19 protein-coding genes and 1 pseudogene are annotated in these 18,334 nt (G+C 68.1%); 6 read left to right on the top strand and 14 right to left on the bottom strand.

Annotated features, from left to right (window positions below):
* Positions 1–2 precede the first annotated feature (2 nt).
* The 3 genes from C5O27_RS12970 to C5O27_RS12960 form a co-directional block, all read right to left on the bottom strand.
* A complete protein-coding gene (locus tag C5O27_RS12970) occupies positions 3–440 on the bottom strand; it encodes a cupin domain-containing protein (protein ID WP_127962875.1) in 438 nt (145 codons plus the stop codon).
* 95 nt (positions 441–535) lie between these two features.
* The gene (locus C5O27_RS12965; RefSeq protein WP_127962874.1) at positions 536–1,339 is read right to left on the bottom strand and encodes an Fpg/Nei family DNA glycosylase; all 804 of its coding nucleotides are present in this window, start codon (positions 1,337–1,339) and stop codon (positions 536–538) included.
* Between the two features lie 3 nt (positions 1,340–1,342).
* Positions 1,343–1,822 carry a ribose-5-phosphate isomerase gene (locus C5O27_RS12960; protein WP_127962873.1) on the bottom strand — a complete coding sequence of 160 codons (480 nt, stop codon included), beginning with the start codon at positions 1,820–1,822 and terminating at the stop codon, positions 1,343–1,345.
* A gap of 22 nt (positions 1,823–1,844) precedes the next feature.
* On the opposite strand from C5O27_RS12960, the gene C5O27_RS12955 reads away from it, so the two are divergent.
* Positions 1,845–2,870 (top strand): M48 family metallopeptidase, encoded by a 1,026-nt coding sequence (locus C5O27_RS12955; protein ID WP_127962872.1) that lies wholly within the window; start codon positions 1,845–1,847, stop codon positions 2,868–2,870.
* Positions 2,871–2,918: 48 nt separating this feature from the next.
* Here C5O27_RS12955 and C5O27_RS12950 read toward each other — a convergent pair whose 3' ends face one another.
* Positions 2,919–3,542, bottom strand: coding sequence for a DsbA family oxidoreductase (locus tag C5O27_RS12950; RefSeq protein WP_127962871.1), 624 nt, complete (start codon positions 3,540–3,542; stop codon positions 2,919–2,921).
* Between the two features lie 193 nt (positions 3,543–3,735).
* Here C5O27_RS12950 and C5O27_RS12945 point away from each other — a divergent pair, with 193 nt between their 5' ends.
* Complete coding sequence (locus tag C5O27_RS12945; protein ID WP_127962870.1) at positions 3,736–4,971, top strand: TetR/AcrR family transcriptional regulator; 1,236 nt, start codon at positions 3,736–3,738, stop codon at positions 4,969–4,971.
* Between the two features lie 29 nt (positions 4,972–5,000).
* A complete protein-coding gene (gene pepN, locus C5O27_RS12940; RefSeq protein WP_127962869.1) occupies positions 5,001–7,610 on the top strand; it encodes an aminopeptidase N in 2,610 nt (869 codons plus the stop codon).
* 50 nt (positions 7,611–7,660) lie between these two features.
* Here pepN and C5O27_RS12935 read toward each other — a convergent pair whose 3' ends face one another.
* The 5 genes and pseudogenes from C5O27_RS12935 to C5O27_RS12915 form a co-directional block, all read right to left on the bottom strand.
* Positions 7,661–8,155: a DUF5994 family protein gene (locus C5O27_RS12935; RefSeq protein ID WP_006360030.1), complete on the bottom strand. Its 495-nt coding sequence runs from the start codon at positions 8,153–8,155 to the stop codon at positions 7,661–7,663.
* A complete protein-coding gene (locus C5O27_RS22750) occupies positions 8,152–8,295 on the bottom strand; it encodes a hypothetical protein (protein ID WP_006360031.1) in 144 nt (47 codons plus the stop codon). Before C5O27_RS22750 ends, C5O27_RS12935 begins: the two co-directional genes overlap by 4 nt.
* A gap of 279 nt (positions 8,296–8,574) precedes the next feature.
* Positions 8,575–9,009, bottom strand: a complete 435-nt coding sequence (locus C5O27_RS12925) for a hypothetical protein (RefSeq protein ID WP_006360033.1) — start codon at positions 9,007–9,009, stop codon at positions 8,575–8,577.
* Positions 9,010–9,152: 143 nt separating this feature from the next.
* On the bottom strand, positions 9,153–9,839 hold the full coding sequence (locus C5O27_RS12920; RefSeq protein ID WP_035754074.1) for a response regulator: 687 nt from the start codon (positions 9,837–9,839) through the stop codon (positions 9,153–9,155).
* Positions 9,840–9,846: 7 nt separating this feature from the next.
* Positions 9,847–11,404: pseudogene (locus C5O27_RS12915) on the bottom strand (sensor histidine kinase); the annotation flags it as partial.
* A gap of 179 nt (positions 11,405–11,583) precedes the next feature.
* On the opposite strand from C5O27_RS12915, the gene C5O27_RS12910 reads away from it, so the two are divergent.
* Entirely contained in the window at positions 11,584–12,978 is a 1,395-nt protein-coding gene (locus tag C5O27_RS12910) for a C4-dicarboxylate transporter DctA (RefSeq protein ID WP_006360036.1), read from the top strand.
* Positions 12,979–13,055: 77 nt separating this feature from the next.
* Here the strand turns inward: C5O27_RS12910 and C5O27_RS12905 are convergent, their stop codons facing one another.
* From C5O27_RS12905 to C5O27_RS12895, 3 genes are all read right to left on the bottom strand, one after another.
* Positions 13,056–13,550, bottom strand: a complete 495-nt coding sequence (locus C5O27_RS12905) for a DUF5130 domain-containing protein (protein ID WP_006360037.1) — start codon at positions 13,548–13,550, stop codon at positions 13,056–13,058.
* Positions 13,537–13,785, bottom strand: coding sequence for an aa3-type cytochrome oxidase subunit CtaJ (gene ctaJ, locus C5O27_RS12900; RefSeq protein WP_005198911.1), 249 nt, complete (start codon positions 13,783–13,785; stop codon positions 13,537–13,539). The genes C5O27_RS12905 and ctaJ overlap by 14 nt, the downstream gene beginning before the upstream one ends.
* A 164-nt stretch (positions 13,786–13,949) precedes the next feature.
* Positions 13,950–14,549, bottom strand: coding sequence for an HNH endonuclease (locus C5O27_RS12895; RefSeq protein WP_035754071.1), 600 nt, complete (start codon positions 14,547–14,549; stop codon positions 13,950–13,952).
* 150 nt (positions 14,550–14,699) lie between these two features.
* Between C5O27_RS12895 and C5O27_RS12890 the strand changes: the two genes are divergently transcribed.
* Positions 14,700–15,128, top strand: a complete 429-nt coding sequence (locus C5O27_RS12890; protein WP_006360039.1) for a globin — start codon at positions 14,700–14,702, stop codon at positions 15,126–15,128.
* A gap of 100 nt (positions 15,129–15,228) precedes the next feature.
* Complete coding sequence (locus C5O27_RS12885) at positions 15,229–17,127, top strand: glycoside hydrolase family 13 protein (protein WP_127962867.1); 1,899 nt, start codon at positions 15,229–15,231, stop codon at positions 17,125–17,127.
* Here C5O27_RS12885 and C5O27_RS12880 read toward each other — a convergent pair.
* Entirely contained in the window at positions 17,124–17,810 is a 687-nt protein-coding gene (locus tag C5O27_RS12880; protein WP_035754070.1) for a DUF8010 domain-containing protein, read from the bottom strand. The two genes, C5O27_RS12885 and C5O27_RS12880, sit on opposite strands and share 4 nt — an antisense overlap.
* Positions 17,810–18,280: an acyl-CoA thioesterase gene (locus C5O27_RS12875; protein ID WP_035754069.1), complete on the bottom strand. Its 471-nt coding sequence runs from the start codon at positions 18,278–18,280 to the stop codon at positions 17,810–17,812. The genes C5O27_RS12880 and C5O27_RS12875 overlap by 1 nt, the downstream gene beginning before the upstream one ends.
* Positions 18,281–18,334 lie beyond the last annotated feature (54 nt).

Genomic DNA, 18,334 nt, shown 5'->3' with positions numbered 1-18,334 from the left:
CGTCAGAAGGTGGCGCCGGGCGGCGGCTTGGCGACGTAGTCCGCGGTTTCGATGATCGCGATGAAGAACCCGCTCCCCTCGATCACGTTCGCGCTGTGGGTCAGGCCGGCCGGGATGTAGATGCTCGCCGGCGCCTCCACCACGTACGACTCGTCGCCCAGGGTGATCTCATAGACCAGGTGGTCGAGCGAGAGCAGGATGTTGATCTCGGGGCAGTCGTGCACGTGGGGTTCGCAGTAGTCCCGGGTCGCGGCCGAGACGGCTCGCATCTCGTGGGCGACGACGCGCTTCTCGGCCTCGGGGAACAGATCACCGCCGGTGAGGACGCGTCGGGTGATCGGCGCGTCGGATGCACCGTGGAACGGCACGTCCTTCAGCGGCGACACCTCCCCGCGCGAGATCAGACCGGCATGGACACGGGCTTCCTCGGCGATCGACACGCTTACCCCCACAGATTGCGACGCGGATGCCATGCATCCAGAACTACCGCGATGTTACTGAGGTTCGCCTATCCATACATCAACTGAGGGGATCGTCACTCCTGGCAAACCGGACACCAGTAGAGCTTCCGGGCCTCGAGTTCGGCGAGCAGGACCGGGGTGCCACAGATCCGACACGGTTCTCCCGCCCGGCGGTAGACATAGGTCCGCGGACGGTTCGCGGCATACGCCGGCGCCCCGTGGTCGTCCTCGGGACGGATCACATGGATCCGTCCGTGGCGCACACCGACCTTCATCAGTGCCACCAGGTCGAGCCACATCTCGTCGAATTCGGTTCGGAGAAGGCGTTTTCCGGGCCGCATGGGGTCGATTCCGGCACGGAAGAGGACCTCGGCGCGATACACGTTCCCGATGCCCGCGATGACCTTCTGGTCCATCAGCAGCGCGCCGATCGGACGCGAGGACCGGGAGATCGCCGCCCAGGCGCGCTCCGGGTCGGCGTCGCGGCGGAGGGGGTCGGGACCCAGACGGGCGATCAGCGCGTCGAGGTCGACGGGGTGGTAGAGCTCACACGCCGTCGGCCCGCGCAGATCGGTACCGGTCTCCTCGCTCTCGATGCGCAGCCGAACCTGTCCGACCGGTTCGGGCAACGGTGCGGTCAGCTCGGTGAAGGCACCGTAGAGGCCGAGGTGGATGTGCACCATCCGCTCGGTCCGACCGTCGCGATAGCGGTGCAGCAGGTGTTTGCCCCACGCCTCCGCAGCGTGGAAGGTCATCCCGTCCACGGCGGCCGCGCCGTCGGCGAATCGCCCCTGAGGGCTGCTCACCCGGACCCGGCGACCTCCGAAGAGTCGCTGCTGCCGGCGGGCGAGCCGGTGCAGGGTGTGGCCCTCGGGCACCGGTCAGGCCGGCGGCTGCGGGACCTCGGGAGCCACGCCGGTGCGCTCGTACTCGGCGAGGATGTCGATGCGGCGCTGGTGACGCGGCTCCTCCGACCACGAAGTGGCCAGGAAGGCGTCGACAATGGCGAGGGCTTCCTCGGTCGAGTGCATGCGCCCTCCGATGCCGATCAGCTGGGCGTTGTTGTGCTGGCGGGCGAGCTGCGCGGTCTCCACGCTCCAGGCCAGTGCGCAGCGGGCACCGGGCACCTTGTTGGCCGCGATCTGCTCGCCGTTGCCGCTACCGCCGAGCACGATGCCCAGGCTGCCGGGATCGGCCACGGTCCGAGCCGCGGCGTCGATGCAGAAGGCCGGGTAGTCGTCGAGGGCGTCGTAGACGTGGGCGCCGCAGTCCACCACCTCGTGGCCGTTCGCCTTCAGATGGTCGGCGATCTGGTTCTTGAGTTCGAATCCGGCATGGTCGGCACCGAGATAGACACGCATGGCGCCACTATAGATTGAGGGCGTGGACACGCCTGCGCCCATCCCCCGAGCGTCGATGAACCCGATCCCGAACGTGCCCGGGGTCGTCGATCCCCTCCCAGAAACAGCTCCCGATCCGTCACGACACTGGCTGCGAGCGGCCCGCTTCGCCGTGCGTCCGCAACTGCATCCCTGGGAGATCCCCGTCCTGATCCTCGTCATCCTGACCACGACGGTGCTCTACGCGGCGATCATCATCCTCGTCGCACTCGGCATGGTGAACCAGCTTCTGTTGGGCGCGTTGGCCTTTCCGTTGGTGCTGTTCGTGATCCGCGGTCTCACCTATGCGACGCCGCGGGTGAACGGTGTGCAGATGACGCCCACCCAGTTCCCGGAGGGCCATCGGATGGTGGTCGCGGCCGCCGCGCGCTTCGGTCTGGAGTACGTGCCGGACGCCTACGTCGTACTCGGCAACGGGCAGATCAATGCCTTCGCCTCCGGCCACGGGTTCCGGCGATTCGTCGTGGTCTACTCCGACCTGTTCGAGGTCGGCGGTGCCGCCCGCAGCCCGGAGGCGCTGGAGTTCATCATCGGCCACGAGGTCGGACACATCGCAGCCGGTCACACGTCGTACTGGCGTCAGTTGGCGACGGTCCTCGGGACGAGCATCCCGCTGCTCGGCGGCGCCCTCTCGCGAGCACAGGAGTACAGCGCCGACAACTACGGCTACTACGCGAAACCGGTGGGCGCACCGGGGGCGATCGGTGTCCTGGCCGCCGGGAAGTACATGCTGTCCGCGGTCGATTTCGACCAGTTCGCCGACCGCGCCACCCACGAACGCGGATTCTTCGTGCATCTGGTCAACGCGGTCTCGACCCATCCGGTCCTCACCTGGCGCGCGGCCGCGCTCCGCAACCGGACCCGGGCCGGCGCGATGCTGCTGCGGCCGCGCCAGATCGTGCGCGACATCGGCAGCGGCAACGTCGTGGCCGTGCCACCACCGGCGCACCCGGCGACGGTCCCGCCCGGTTCGCTCCCGAACGGCATCGAACCCCCGCCCAGGTTCTGAGCGGAGGTTCGACGCAGCGGCTTCGCGGGAGGCGAATCAGACTGTGGTTCAGTCGAACTGGGGTTCCTCGGTGCGGCTGCGCTTGAGCTCGTAGAAGTGCGGGTAGGACGCGAGTGCGAGCGCGCCGTCCCAGACCTTGCCGGCGTCCTCGCCGCGCGGGATGCGCGACAGCACCGGGCCGAAGAAGGCGACGCCGTTCACATGGATCGTCGGGGTACCGACGTCGTCGCCGACCTTGTCCATGCCCTCGTGATGACTCGTGCGGATGGCCTCGTCGAACTCCTCGGAGTCCGCAGCCTCCGCCAGCGAGGCGTCGAGCCCGAGTTCGGCGAGCGCGCCCGCGATGACCTCGTCGAAGTCCTCGATCCCCTCGTTGTGGATGCGGGTGCCCATCGCGGCGTAGAGCGATGCGAGGATCTCGTCGCCCTTCCCCGCGGCCGCGGCGGCGATCACCCGGACCGGCCGCCACGCGTTCTTCAGTGCCTCGCGGTACTCGTCGGGGATGTCCTTGCCCTCGTTGAGGACGGCCAGGCTCATGATGTGGAAGTTCACGTCGATCGGCCGGACCTTCTCGGCCTCGAGGATCCACCGGGAGGTGATCCAGCACCACGGGCAGAGCGGATCGAACCAGAAGTCGACCCGATCGGTGGTGGACTGGCCCTGATCTGACATCGTCGACGTCCTCTCAGAAGTGGTGATCGATCTCGACCGTACCGGCGGCACCGTCAACCGTGCTCAACATCGGCACGGGCCTGGCTGTTCCCGGTTTGTGATGTGAGCGGCGAAATTCTGCGCCGGATCCGGTTACCGTTCGTTGAGAGGGTCACCGCGCGGATCCGCCACCGTTCTCGGGAAGGAAACGTCCATGTCGTCGACGCCTCACGATCCGGACTCCGGTCCCGGTCCGGCGGGCGGGCGGGCGAACCCCAGGGGCCTCCGGGCCGAGCAGATCGTCCGGGCGGCGACGACCCTCTTCCAGGATGCCGGGTACCGCAACGTCAGCATCGAACAGATCGGTGCCGCGGTAGGTCTCACCGGGCCCGCGGTGTACCGCCACTTCCCCGGAAAGCACGACATCCTCGTACAGGCGCTGCTGACCCAGGTCGATCTGGTGGACGATCTGGTCCGCGAGGCCGACGCATACGGCGAGACGCCGCAGGCCCAGCTGTGGCGGTTTCTCGATCGTCTCGGCGACCAGACCACCAACCACGACGTGTCGATCCTCTGGCGCCGCGAGCAACGGCACCTGCACCCCGCCCAGCTCGCCGACATGCGGGTCTATTTCACGAAGTTCGGCGACTACATCGCCGACAAGGTCGCCGCTGTGAGACCCGACCTACCGGCCGTCGACGCCCGTCTGCTCGGATTCGCCGTCCTGAGCCTGTACTCCAACACCTCGGTGATCCGCGGGACGATGCCGCCGGCGCACGTGATGCAGATCCAGCGGGCCGTCGCCCGGTCGATCGTCGGCTGCCAGCTGCCCGCGCCCGGACCCGATGCCTCACCCCCGACGCCGGCCACCCGACGCCCCGCCGATCGGCACGAGCGCATCCTCGACGCGGCCACCGCCCTGTTCGCCGAGCGGGGATTCCACGACGTCCGGATCGACGACATCGCGCGGGCGGCCGACATCTCGGTCGCCACCTTCTACCAACAGATCCCGGGCAAGACCGAGGTCTTGCGAGCGATCCTGGTCCGCGCCCTCGAAGGCGTTCTCTTCCTCACGACCCACGCCCTCGACGGCGTCGAGCCCCGCGACGCCCTCGACGTGCTCATCTCACTGCACGTGCGGCAATCGCTCGGTGTGCACGGACGGATCATCCCCATCTTCACCCGCGACCTCGTCTACCTGCCCGAGGCCGACCAGAATGCGCTGCGTGCCGCCCAGCGCGCGTACATCGCCGAATGGGCCGTCGCCATCCGCGCCCGGTCGCCCGAGCTGTCCGAGAGCGACGCCGCAGGTCTCACCCGCGCGTTCATCGGGGTGTCCGGCGACATCGTGCAAGTGCCGGAACTGCGCGCACGACCGGGGATCTCCGCAGCGCTCGCCGCCCTCGCGACAGCGATCCTGCAGCCCGCCGATCTGCTGTCGGACGGCTGAGCACCGCCCTTCTCGATAAGCTGGCCTGCGTGACTGCCCCGAACCTCACCAGAGACCAGGCCCGCGAACGCGCCGCGATCGTCGACGTGTCGAACTACCAGATCGAACTCGACCTCACCGACGGGAACGGTGCGCCCGGCACCGCCGGGAAGGGCGCCTCAGGCACCGAGACGTTCCGATCCACCACGACGGTCACGTTCACCGCGACCGAGGGCGCCGAGACCTTCATCGACCTCGTCGCGCCGACGCTGCACTCGGCGACGCTCAACGGCGTCGACCTCGACGTCTCCGGCTTCGACGAATCCGTCGGCATCACCCTGCCCGGGCTGGCAGCGGAGAACACCCTCACCGTGGTGGCCGACTGCGCCTATTCGAACACCGGTGAGGGACTGCACCGTTTCGTCGACCAGTCCGACGAATCGGTGTACCTGTACTCGCAGTTCGAAACCGCCGACGCCAAGCGCATGTTCGCCTGCTTCGACCAGCCCGACCTCAAGGCCACCTACACGCTCACGGTCACGGCGCCGGAGGACTGGAAGGTCATCTCCAACGCGGCACACGTCGAGACCGCCGCCGCCGAGCCGGGTGTCCATCGCTTCCGCGAGACCGCGCCGATGAGCACCTACCTCGTCGCGCTGATCGCCGGGCCGTACGCCGAGTGGACCGACGTCTACTCCGACGACCACGGCGACATCCCCCTGGGCATCTACTGCCGCGCCTCGCTGGCCGAGCACATGGACGCCGATCGGCTCTTCACCGAGACCAAGCAGGGATTTGCCTTCTACCACAAGAACTTCGGCATCCCCTACGCCTTCGGTAAGTACGACCAGCTGTTCGTGCCCGAGTTCAACGCGGGCGCGATGGAGAACGCCGGCGCGGTGACCTTCCTGGAGGACTATGTCTTCCGGTCGCGCGTCACCAAGTACCTCTATGAGCGTCGCGCCGAGACCGTGCTGCACGAGATGGCGCACATGTGGTTCGGCGACCTCGTCACCATGCAGTGGTGGGATGACCTGTGGCTCAACGAGTCCTTCGCCACCTTCGCCTCGGTTCTCTGCCAGTCCGAGGCCACCGAGTACACCAACGCCTGGACGACGTTCGCCAACGTCGAGAAGTCCTGGGCGTACCGGCAGGATCAGCTGCCCTCGACCCACCCGGTCGCCGCGGACATCCCCGACATCGCCGCCGTCGAGGTCAACTTCGACGGCATCACCTACGCCAAGGGCGCCTCGGTGCTCAAACAACTCGTCGCCTATGTCGGTGTGGACGATTTCCTCGCGGGTCTGCGCGACTACTTCGCCGCCCACAAGTTCGGCAACGCGACGTTCTCCGATCTGCTGGGCGCACTGGAGAAGTCGTCCGGTCGTGATCTGTCGGACTGGGGCGACCAGTGGCTGCGCACCACCGGCATCAACGTCATGCGACCCGACTTCGAGGTCGACGAGTCCGGGGCGTTCACCCGGTTCACCATCGTCCAGGACGGCGCCGCGCCGGGCGCCGGCGAGACCCGCGTGCACCGGCTCCGCGTCGGCATCTACGCCGACAACGGTTCCGGTGCCATCGAACAGACCCACAGCGTGGAACTCGACGTCGAGGGTGAGCGCACCGACGTGCCCGGACTCGTCGGCGTGCACCGCGGAGACCTGGTGCTGCTCAACGACGGTGACCTCACCTACGCGTCGATCCGCATCGACCCCGAGTCGCTGGCGACCGCGACCGCCCGCATCGGCGACATCACCGACTCCATGCCGCGCACCCTCGTGTGGTCGGCGGCCTGGGAGATGACCCGTCAGGCCGAGATGCGTGCCCGCGACTTCGTCGAACTCGTGCAGCGCGGGATCGCGTCGGAGACCGAGATCGGTGTGGTGCAGCGTGTTCTGATGCAGGCGACCACCGCGATCGAGTCCTACGCCGACCCCACCTGGGTGTCCTCGACCGGCCGGCCCGCGTTCAGCGCGCGCCTGCTGGAACTCGCCCGGGGCGCCGATGCGGGCTCCGACCACCAGCTCGCCTTCGTCAACACCTGGCTGGCCGGCAAGCTCAACGACGACCAGATCGACGTGGCACGGGCACTTCTCGATGGAGGGGACCCGGCCGAGCAGGGTCTGGGCGGCCTGGCCGTCGACACCGACCTGCGCTGGAAGCTGGTGCGCGCGTTGGCGACCGCCGGTGCGATAGATGCCGACGCGGGTTCGACCCCGACCATCGACGCCGAGGCCCAGCGCGACAACACCGCCACCGGCACCCGGCAGGCCGCCGCGGCACGTTCGTCGCGACCGCTCCCCGAGGCCAAGGCCGACACGTGGTCGCAGGCGATCGACGACGATTCGCTGTCGAACATCTACACCCGCACCATGATCGAGGGCTTTGCGCGTCCCGGCCAGGGCGAGCTGCTCGAGCCCTACGTCGAGAAGTACTTCGAGGCGATCCCCGAGGTGTGGGCACGCCGTTCGAGCGAGGTCGCCCAGACCGTCGTCATCGGCCTCTACCCGAGCTGGGCGATGACGCAACAGGCCCTCGACCTCGCCGAGGAGTTCGTCGCGGGTGATCATCCGCCTGCCCTCAAGCGGCTGATCTCCGAAGGCCGTGACGGCGTGGCACGTTCGCTGCGGGCACGCGAGTTCGACGCGCAGGGCTGAGATCTAGCGACCGGCTCCGCCCCATCGGCTCACCTCGAGTCTGCGCCCGATCAGCCGATCGGTGCAGGCTTCTCGTGGGTGTCCCACGCCGGTGGGGCGTGACCGGTCCGGTGTCCGTCGACAGCGGCCGCCGACGCGATGAGAGTCTCCGCCGACTGGGTGTTGGTCCGCTCGGCGGCACGCATCATCGTCTCGTGCGCTGCATCCGAGTCAGTGTCAGGACCGAGTACGGCAAGCGTGAGTGTCCCACTCGGACAAGAGAATCGAACGACCCCGGGCGGCCACGTGGTGAAGCCCTCCAAGTGCACCGACCGGCCGTCGACCGCAATCTTCCGGTCCGGCGCGGCATCCCAGTCGGCGATCCGGTAGCCCACCCGTTCGAGCCGCGGCAACCGGGTGTCGAGTGCTTGCGCGATATCCGGGAGTTCCGTTGCCAGGTCCCGGGATCGCGGCCACCACGCGCCATCGACCGACCCCCGGACCGAATCGGCCGGCTTGAGCCGCAACCGCAACTGACGAGGCGGGTGCGTGGTCGGCGCGTTCATGCCCTGCTACTCACGTGGTAGCCGAAGACGGCGAAGCTGTCAGGTGCGAGGCCGTTCGCGCTGCCGTTGTTGGCGAGAAATCCGGCCGCCGTCGCGATCACCGCGGCGACCAGGATGATGACTCCGATGATGACTGTCACGACATCAGCTCTCTTCTCGGTTCCGGGACCGCCGGGTTGTTCCGGCTCCCGACGAGTCGGAGGGGACCGCAGAATCAGTCGATTGCGTTGCGGCACTGCGAGATCGGCTATTGCTGATGATCATGTCATTCTCCAGCTCGGTCACCGCGTCGACGATCAGAGAACGCAGGTCACCGACCATGGCCGCGGTGTCGTCATCGGTTCGGCCGGCCCGGGAGCGCGCGAGAAGTCGCTCGTTGAGCCGGCGGGCAATGGGAGGCAGATCGAGGCGTGTGGACATCAGGGTTCCCGTCTCTGGTTTTCGAACAGGACATCTGACAGGGTTCCGCCACCCTCGACAGTGCTCGTCACCTTTTCCCAGACGTCCCCGGCACGGACCTTGAGAACATCTGTGGCGAGCAGAATCACCGGGTGCGAGTCGGCATCGAGAACCTCGGTCCGTGAATGGCGGGCCCGCCGGAGGGTCCGGCAAGCGAGGACGTCACCGACGACTTCGTTCGCTTCGTTCGTTTCGGCGCTGGTCGCGGGATGGAACTGGACATCCCATTCGGCGAGGAGGTCGCCCGGCACATCGCGCGAATCCTGCTCTTGGATTCCGCTCACGATGGTCTGAGGCCTCGATGAGTGACCCGGTCGGGCGCGGTGATAGTCGCGTATGTGCCCGAAGAGGCGGCTGCGCGGAAGCGAGTCGAGAATTCGAGTGGTGGTGATCATGGCATTCGCCTGACTCGGTCGCCGTCTGGATGCGGCCGAAGTGACCGGGGCCGCCAACGGTGATTCCCTCGGCGTGCAGCCCGATGAGTTTCAGTCTACGCCGTCTGTCCAGTACCAGCGCCATCTCCGCGTACCGATGGCGGTCACCGACGGGCCCGCCTCCACCGATACCGCACCTGTGGCCGTCCCGCCGAACCGTACTGGGTGTCGCGGTCGAGGACGCCGTCGTCGGCGAGTCGTTCCAGGTAGCGCCATGCGGTGACCCGCGAAGATCCCAGTGCGCGAGCGACTTCCGACGCGGTGAGCCCGTCGGCGCTGTCCCGCACGGCCCGGCACACCGCATCCTCGGTCTGCGGTGCGGAACCCTTCTTCGCCGACCGCCGGAAGTCGCCGGAACGCAACTCGGCCAGTGCTCGGTCGACGTCGCGCTGGCTGACCGCCTCCGCCTCGCCGGTCAACGCCTCCCGGTACCGCAGGTACTGCTCGATCTTCTCGCGGAAGGCCGCGAACGTGAACGGTTTGAGCAAGTAGAGCAGCACCCCGCGCGACATCGCGTCGCGCACGGTCGGCAGGTCGCGTTGCGCGGTGATGGCGATGACGTCAGGGGCCGGGCGCACCCCGGAGAGCGCGGAGGCGAGGTCGGTGCCGCGGGCGTCGGGCAGACCGAGGTCGAGCAGCACCAGGTCGACGCCGTGTGCCCGCGCGGCGCGTAACGCCTCCTGCGCGGTGGTGACCGCGCCCACGATCTCGAATCCGCCGATGCGCGCGAGGTAGTCGCGGTGCGCCTCGGCGATCACCGGTTCGTCCTCGACGATCAGTACGCGGATCATCGGGTCTCCCCGCCTCTGACGACACCGCCCGGATGCGCACAGTGACCACCGAACCGTAGGTGTTCTGGGCGATCAACGACCCGTGGTGCCGGGAGACCACTTGCGCGACGAGGGCCAGACCCAGTCCGCGTCCGGCGTCGTCGCCACCGGATTTGGTGGAGTAACCGCGCGCAGTCGCGCGGCCGAACAGTTCGTCGTCCATCCCGGGTCCGCTGTCGGCGACGACGATCTCGAGCGCCTCGTGGTCCCCGACGACCCCGACCTCCACCCACGGGTCGCCCGGATCGCAGGCATCGAGGGCGTTGTCGACGAGGTTCCCCACGACGGTGATCAGCTCGCGCGGTGACAGGATCTGGGTGGCGTCGTCACTCAACTGCGAATCCTCGGTGAGCGAGAATGCGATTCCCCGTTCGGCCGCCTGCGCACTCTTACCCAGGAGCAACGCGACCAGCGCCGGTTCGGCGACCGCCTGGGTCATCCGGTCGATGAGGTGTTGGGACAGTTCGAGTTCGGTGGTCGCCAGTCGGACCGCCTCTTCCGACCGCCCCATCTCCACCAGTGCGACCAGGGTGTGGAGCCGGTTCGCCGACTCGTGCGCCTGGGAGCGGAGCGCCTCGGCGAATCGGGTCATCGAATCCAACTCTCCCATCGCCTCGGCCAGTTCGGTCCGGTCGCGGATCGTGACGACCGACGAGCCGCGTCGTCCGGACACCGGCGACCGACTGACCAGCAGCACCCGTCCGCCCTCGGCGTGCAACTCGTCGGACACCCCGTCGCCGCGGGTCAGGAAGTCCGGCAGATCGCCTGCGGGCGTGTCTGTTCCGATGCCCAGCAGACGTTGCGCCTCGGCATTGACCAGCGCCGGCCGGCCGGCCGGCCTCGACGACGATCAGTCCCTCGCGGATCGCGTGGAGCACCGCGTCGTGGTGGTCGTACATCAGTCGCAGGTCGCCCGGGGCCAGGCCGCCGGTCTGCCGCAACAGTCGTCGCCGGATCCACCAGACCCCGGCGGCCGCGGTCAGCAGGGCCGCAACGGCGGTGACGGCGATCCGAGGGAGCTCCCCGCGCCAGGTCGACGTCAGGGACCGCTGGGTGATACCGGCTGCCACCATGCCGATGATCCGGCCGTCGGGGCCCCGGACCGGCGTGATCGTCCGGATGGACGGACCGAGGGTGCCCGTGTAGGTCTCGGTGATCGTCTCGCCACGGAGCGCAGCATCGATGCTGCCGATATAGAGCGCCCCGATCAGGTACGGGTCGGTGTGGGTATAGCGCGTCCGGTCGGGACCCAGCACGGTGATGAAGGCGATGCCCGTCTCCCGCCGGATCCGGTCGGTGACCGGCTGAAGAATCGCGCTCGGGTCCGGCGAGGTGAGTGCGGACACCGTCGAGGGCGCCTGCGCGAGGCTGACCGCCACCGCGGTGACCTCGTCGCGGGCGGCCCGGTCCCCGTCGACCCGGGCGTCGATCGCCGCGAGCACACTGCCCGCCACGACCACCACCGTCACCACGGTCAGCGCGAGCGCCGCCACCTGGCCGGCCAGCGTCCGCGGATACCACCGCATGCTCGGCCTTTCATCTGTCTTTCGAGCCTCGTCTTCCGACGTTCGTTCTCGGCAAAGCCCCATATCGGGCTATTCCCCCGGCCTCGGTGAACGTAATGAACAGAATCGTGACGGTCATCACCACGTCGGTTCACAATCCTGACCACCCATGTTCCCGGTACACGAGGAGAGAACCGCCGATGAACGCAGATCCCAAGGCCGGTGACGAGGCGGTCGAGGCCCCACGGGCCAAGCGCGACCGCACGCACTGGCTGTACATCGCGGTCATCATCGCGGTGGTCGCCGGCGTGGTCGTCGGTCTCGTGGCACCCGAGGTCGGCAAGGAACTCGGTGTCCTGGGCACCATGTTCGTCAGCCTCATCAAGATGATGATCGCCCCGGTCATCTTCTGCACGATCGTGCTGGGCATCGGATCGGTCCGCAAGGCCGCGACGGTCGGCAAGGTCGGCGGTCTCGCGTTCGTCTACTTCCTCATCATGTCGACGGTCGCGCTGGCAATCGGTCTGGTCGTCGGCAACCTCATCCAGCCCGGCGAGGGGCTGAACATCTCGTCGATGTCGGGCAAGGGTGAGGAACTCGCGAAGGAGGCGCACGAGTCGGGCGGAACCATGGACTTCATCCAGGGGATCATCCCGGAGTCGATGCTCTCGGCCCTCACCGACGGCAGTGTGCTGCAGGCGTTGTTCGTCGCACTCCTGGTCGGCTTCGCGATCCAGGCGATGGGACGCACCGGCGAGCCGATCCTGACCGCGGTCTCCTACTTCCAGAAGCTGGTCTTCAAGGTGCTGACCATGGTCCTGTGGGTCGCGCCGATCGGCGCGTTCGGCGCCATCGCGAACGTCGTGGGCCAGACCGGTTGGGCTGCCGTGCAACAGCTTCTGACCCTGATGCTCGCCTTCTACCTCACCTGCCTGGTCTTCGTGTTCGGAGTGCTCGGGGTCCTGCTCCGGACGATCGCCGGGGTCTCGATATTCCGGCTCGTGCGGTATCTGGCCCGCGAGTACCTGCTGATCTTCGCGACGTCGTCGTCGGAGTCGGCCCTGCCGCGGCTCATCGCCAAGATGGAACACCTCGGCGTCGAGAAGACGACCGTCGGTGTCGTGGTGCCGACCGGGTACTCGTTCAACCTCGACGGCACCGCCATCTACCTGACGATGGCGTCGATCTTCATCGCCGATGCGATGGGCGACCCGCTCTCGGTCGGCGAGCAGATCGGTCTGCTCGCGTTCATGATCATCGCGTCGAAGGGCGCCGCCGGCGTCAGCGGCGCCGGACTGGCGACCCTCGCCGCCGGTCTCCAGGCGCACCGGCCGGACATGCTCGAGGGTGTGGGAGTGATCGTCGGTATCGACCGGTTCATGTCCGAGGCGCGTGCGGTCACCAACTTCTCCGGCAATGCGGTGGCGACGCTGCTGGTCGGTTCCTGGACCAAGACGGTGGACAAGCACCAGGTCGACGAGGTGCTGGCGGGTCGCATTCCGTTCGACGAGTCCAACATGGTCGACGACGAGCTCGAGTCGGCCGGGACCGGGGCACACGAGAAGGTGCTCGAGGGCTCTGCCCCGCGGTCCTGAGCAGGCCCGGCCTTCCGCGAACACGAAAGAGGCCGCCCCACCGGCAGGTGGGGCGGCCTTCTTCGTGGTCTGCGGGACTAACCTGCGGCGGCAGCGGTCGCCATCACGCGCAGCGACGCGATGAGGCCGTCGATCAGGTTGCCCTGACGGAAACCGGTGACCGCAGCGGTCACACCGAGTGCGGCGACACGGTCGTTGACACGACTCGACACCTCGCTGCCGGAGACGATGACGACGTCGCGCGTGTTCGGCGACACCGCGATCAGGGTGCCGTGGGCAGGCTCGGGAGCCTTCGCCAGGACGGCACGGGCGCTCGCGTCGAGGTCACCGTCGAGATCGCCGATGTAGACCGAGAAACGCACGAGAGCCTTCTCGCTCGCGGCCTTCAGGGTGTCGTCGAGAGCGATCAGATCCTTCTTGCTGAAGGGCGGCGTCGTCGGGGCGTCACCAGGGTAGCGGGCCGCCGAGATGCGTCCGCTGTTGGTGATCACGGTGCCCAGCGGAAGTTCGGCGGCCGAGCGGGCCGCGACCTCTGCACTCACGTTCGCGTGCGAAACCTCACCACTTGCCACTTGCCGAGCTCCCATCAACGTCGCCGGGTTCCGCGTGCCGCGGAAGTGCCATCGGTTCGATGTCGGTGGCACTGAAGAGAAGCGGAGCATGCTCCCATTGCTGATCGAGGGTGTACTCCTTGACCTCCGGGTACTTGACCCCGCCGGAGAACACCATCGCGACAACGCAGAGCACGACAAAGAGCACCGTCACGATCGTGACTGGCACTCCGATGGGGACGATCAGGCTGTCCATGTCACCCTTTCGATGGTCGCGCCGGACCAGGCCGGTTGTCGGCACAGGTCATCGTTGATCAATCTAGCCCACATCACACCGACCGGTGCAGCGACCCCTACAGCGCGTCGTAGACGGTCGCCGAGCGGCCTTCCGAAGGACATTTCGCGGCGCCTTCCGGCGCCTCACGCGGCGCCCGCGTCGATGTACTGCATCCAGGCCGGATCGATGTCCTTGACGGCGGCGATGAGCCCCCAGTGCCGGCCTTTCGGGGCGACCGGCCGGTTCCGCAGCGTCCAACCCAACTCGGTGATCAGCCGGTCGGCCTTGCGGTGATTGCACGACGCGCAGCAGGCGACGCAGTTCTCCCAGTTGTGGGCCCCGCCCCGGCTGCGCGGCACGACGTGGTCGATGGTGGTGGCGGGCTTGCGGCAGTACCCGCAGCGGAACCGGTCGCGGTGCATCAGCGCCGCCCGGGTCATCGGCACGGACGCGCGGTACGGAACCCGCACGTAGTTCCGCAGCCGGATCACCGTCGGCACCGGCACCGCCGTCGCGGCCGAGTGGAACGCTCCCCCGGACTCGTCGGCGTGGACCATGTCGGCGCGTCCACGCAGGATCAGGACGACGGCGCGGCGGATGGTGACCGCGCTCAGCGGCTCGTAGGTGGCATTGAGCAGCAGCACCCGGCGGCGTGTCCACGACCGCGACCCGGCCGCCGGCGAGGCCGCACCGCCGTGCAGTCTCGTCACCTCGCCCGTCTGGTGGTGTGACCGGTGCGTCATTCGACCTCCCGCCGGCCCTGCTCGAACTGGTTGACCTGCACAAGTTCACCACGGACGCCGACCTCGTGCAGGGAAAACCCGCTGCACGGCACCTCGGCAGGGCCCCGCCGGCGGCACGCGACGTTGAGGCGCCCCTCGGTCGTAGGGACAATGGCGGCTGTGACTGGCGAATCCGGCAACTCCCCCGACCCGGCCCCGCGGAGCTTCTACGAGGAGATCGGCGGCGCGGAGACGTTCCGACGGCTCACCGAGGTCTTCTACACCGAGGTGGCGAAGGACGAGGTGCTCCGCCCGCTGTACCCCGAGGAGGATCTCGGCCCCGCCGAGCGACGGCTGCGGATGTTCCTCGAGCAGTACTGGGGCGGTCCGCGGACCTACTCCGACGAGCGCGGCCATCCGAGACTGCGCATGCGCCACAACCCCTACCGCGTCGGCCCGATCGAGCGCGACGCCTGGCTGCGCTGCATGCACACCGCGATCGCCTCGATCGACGACGAGACCCTGGACCCGCCACACCGCCAGGCACTCGTCGACTACATGGAGATGGCCGCGCAGTCGATGATGAACTCGCCGATCTGAGAGCCGCGCAAACCTTCCGCCTTTCGCCACCCGCAGTTTCGACACGCCCACGACTCGCCGATTGACCAGTATTTCTCGCCGAAAACTCAGGTAGGGCAGAATGACCACGGTGAGCGATGAGACACCAGGTGTTGTCCCCGCCGAGCCATCTGACGGGGGTCAGACCGACGGCGCACACACCGACGTACCGGAGACCACGGGTACCGAGGGCAACGTGAGTGACTTGTCGGGAGACACCCCCGAGATCGAATCCGCGGCAACCGATCCGGATGCCCTCGACGACGAGGCCATCGAGGCCGAGGCAGATGCCGAACTCGATCCGGGCGCCGAATACGATCCGGGCGCCGAAACCGCCGCCGCACGAGACGAACCGGCGTCCGTCGTGGTGCCGCAGCTGGACCCGACCGACACCACCTGGTGGAAGTCCGCGGTCTTCTACCAGATCTACCCGCGGTCGTTCTGCGACGCGAACGGCGACGGCGTCGGCGATCTCGCCGGTGTCATCGGCAAGCTCGGATATCTCGAACTGCTGGGCATCGACGCGATCTGGCTCAGCCCGATCATGACCTCCCCGATGGCCGACCACGGTTACGACGTCGCCGATCCGCGCGACATCGACCCGCTCTTCGGCGATCTCGCCACCTTCGACGCCCTCATCGCCGAGGCCCACGCACGCGACATCCGGGTGACGATGGACCTCGTCCCCAATCACACCAGCGATCAGCACGAGTGGTTCCGGGCCGCTCTCGCCGCGGGCCCGGGTAGTCCGGAGCGCGAACGGTACATCTTCCGGGACGGGCGCGGCGAGAACGGCGACGAGCCACCGAACAACTGGCACAGCATCTTCGGCGGACCGTCGTGGACCCGTGTCACCGAGGCCGACGGCAGCCCCGGCCAGTGGTACCTCCACATCTTCGCCGCCGAGCAGCCCGACCTGAACTGGGAGAACCCCGAGGTCTTCGACGATCTCGAGAAGACACTGCGGTTCTGGCTGGATCGCGGCGTCGACGGTTTCCGGATCGACGTCGCGCACGGGATGGCCAAGCCCGCCGACCTGCCCGACATGGACCTGACCAACACCGCGCTGCTCTCCAACGACGACGACGATCCGCGGTTCAACAACTATGCGGTGCACGACATCCACCGCAAGATCCGCAAGGTCCTCGACGAGTACCCGGGCGCCGCGAACGTCGGCGAGATCTGGGTGAACGACAACGAGAGGTTCGCCGAGTACCTGCGCCCCGACGAACTGCATCTGGGTTTCAACTTCCGACTCGCCAAGGCTCCCTTCGAACCCGAGGCGATCCGGGAGGCCATCGAGAACTCTCTCGACGCGGTCCTGTCGGTGTCCGGGACGCCCACGTGGACGCTGTCTAACCATGACGTCGAACGAGAGGTGACGCGGTACGCCCCCGTCGACCCCGCGACCGGTGATCTCGACCTCGCACGCGGGACGCGCCGTGCGCGGGCGATGCTCGTCGTCGAAATGGCCCTGCCTGGTTCGATCTTTCTCTACAACGGTTCCGAACTCGGCCTGCCCAACGTCGACGACCTGCCCGAGGAGGTCCTCCAGGATCCGGTGTGGGAGCGGTCGGGTCACACCGAACGCGGCCGCGACGGATGCCGGGTTCCGCTGCCCTGGCAGGGCACCGAGCCGCCGTTCGGTTTCAGCACGTCGGCCGACACCTGGTTGCCGATGCCGGAGTCGTGGCGATCGCTGACCGCCGAGGCGCAACTCGAGGACGTGGGCTCGATGCTGTCGCTGTACCGGGCGGCCATCGAATTGCGTTACGACCGCCCGGAATTCGCCGGTGACTCGATCGACTGGTACGAAGCACCCGAGGGCTGCCTGGCATTCCGGCGGTCGGAGGGCTTCTTGATCTGCGCGCTGAACGCGGGCGAGGTCCCGGTTCCGCTGCCGCCGGGCGAACTCCTGCTGATCAGCTCGCCGCTGGCCGACGGCATGCTGCCGCCCGACGCCGCCGCCTGGCTGGTCTAGAGAACCGTCACCGACAGATCGCGGTGACGCCGCTGGTACACCGAGCCGTACCGGGCGTCGACCCGAATCCAGGCCGCCGACAAGCGGATCCGGACGGGTTCGGCAGCGTCGATGTCCTCGACCGGTGAGCTCTCGGTGACCGCGCGCCCGTCGCGGTCGCGGATGAAACCCATTCCGGTGAGGGCGAAGAGCGACCGCATGGTGACGGCCGCGCGCAGCGCGCCGTCCTCGGTCGAGACCTCCAGCACGTCCTGGTCGAGCACGCCGGTGGCCGGTCCGTGAGCACTTCCCTCCTCGCGCGCCACGCGGGCACCGTTGCGCGCCAGGCCGACGATGCTGCGCGCGGGCACGTCGTCGACGTGGCGATAACCGGCGGATGCGGGAAGTGCACCGCGCCAGGCAGAGTCGAGGGAGAACCCGGGATCGATCTGTGCGCCTGCGGAAGACGCGGCCAGCGCGGAGTGCAGCGACGCGGCGTCGCAGACGATGTCGGCAGGCGCCACCCGTCCGGAGACCGCGCGGGTCGCGAGCACCTCGAACCCTGTGTGGGTCCAGAGCGCGACGAGTCCGTCGGGACGCGCCACGACGCGCACGACCGCGGCGTCGTCGAGCCGCTGGGCATGGGCGAGAAACGCCGACGCGTTGGAGCGATCGGACTCCGCGATCTGGATGAATCGTTCCATCAGCGCTGCTTCGTCGACGTCTCGTCGCCGCGGCGGAAGGAGTTCAGGTAGTCCTTCTGCTCCGGGGTGAGTCGTGCGATGCGCTGCCCGGCGACGTCGAAGGCGACGAGCTGGGTGCTGGCGACGACCGCCGGTTTCGCCGCGGGATCCGTCCCGGCCGCGCGGACCTCGTACCCGACGGTGAAGTCGACGGCACGCAGCCGCTGGACGTACATGGTGACCTCGATCGGGCCCTCCGAGTGCCGCAGCTGGGCCTGGTATTTCACGTGCAGGTCGGCCACCAGGCAGCCGTCCCGCAGCGGCGCGGTGGGCCGGCCGTCGAGGAACAGCCACGGGATGCGCGCCTCTTCGAGCAGCGTGACCATCCGGGCGTGGTTGATGTGCTGATAGACGTCCATGTCCGACCATCGCACCGGGACCTTCACCACGTAGCCGTCGGCCGTCGCGGTCCCCGAGTCCTCGTTGAGCACGTGCGTTCCATCCCCTGTCGATCCGGATCTGCTGGTACGACGCCGGGCGTCGCG

The organism is Gordonia alkanivorans (assembly GCF_004011905.1).
Lineage (GTDB): Bacteria > Actinomycetota > Actinomycetes > Mycobacteriales > Mycobacteriaceae > Gordonia > Gordonia alkanivorans.
The sequence above is the reverse complement of the archived record's forward strand: the minus strand, read 5'-3'. Positions and strand labels throughout refer to the sequence as shown.

Coding starts and splice junctions, on each gene's coding strand:
- C5O27_RS12895 (WP_035754071.1), bottom strand. CDS start 14,549: ATGACGCACCGGTCACACCACCAGACGGGCGAGGTGACGAGACTGCAC.
- C5O27_RS12935 (WP_006360030.1), bottom strand. CDS start 8,155: ATGAACGCGCCGACCACGCACCCGCCTCGTCAGTTGCGGTTGCGGCTC.
- C5O27_RS12960 (WP_127962873.1), bottom strand. CDS start 1,822: ATGCGTGTCTATCTCGGTGCCGACCATGCCGGATTCGAACTCAAGAAC.
- C5O27_RS12885 (WP_127962867.1), top strand. CDS start 15,229: ATGACCACGGTGAGCGATGAGACACCAGGTGTTGTCCCCGCCGAGCCA.
- C5O27_RS12910 (WP_006360036.1), top strand. CDS start 11,584: ATGAACGCAGATCCCAAGGCCGGTGACGAGGCGGTCGAGGCCCCACGG.
- C5O27_RS12950 (WP_127962871.1), bottom strand. CDS start 3,542: ATGTCAGATCAGGGCCAGTCCACCACCGATCGGGTCGACTTCTGGTTC.
- C5O27_RS12890 (WP_006360039.1), top strand. CDS start 14,700: ATGGCGGCTGTGACTGGCGAATCCGGCAACTCCCCCGACCCGGCCCCG.
- C5O27_RS12945 (WP_127962870.1), top strand. CDS start 3,736: ATGTCGTCGACGCCTCACGATCCGGACTCCGGTCCCGGTCCGGCGGGC.
- C5O27_RS12925 (WP_006360033.1), bottom strand. CDS start 9,009: ATGATCACCACCACTCGAATTCTCGACTCGCTTCCGCGCAGCCGCCTC.
- ctaJ (WP_005198911.1), bottom strand. CDS start 13,785: ATGGACAGCCTGATCGTCCCCATCGGAGTGCCAGTCACGATCGTGACG.
- C5O27_RS12880 (WP_035754070.1), bottom strand. CDS start 17,810: ATGGAACGATTCATCCAGATCGCGGAGTCCGATCGCTCCAACGCGTCG.
- C5O27_RS12920 (WP_035754074.1), bottom strand. CDS start 9,839: ATGATCCGCGTACTGATCGTCGAGGACGAACCGGTGATCGCCGAGGCG.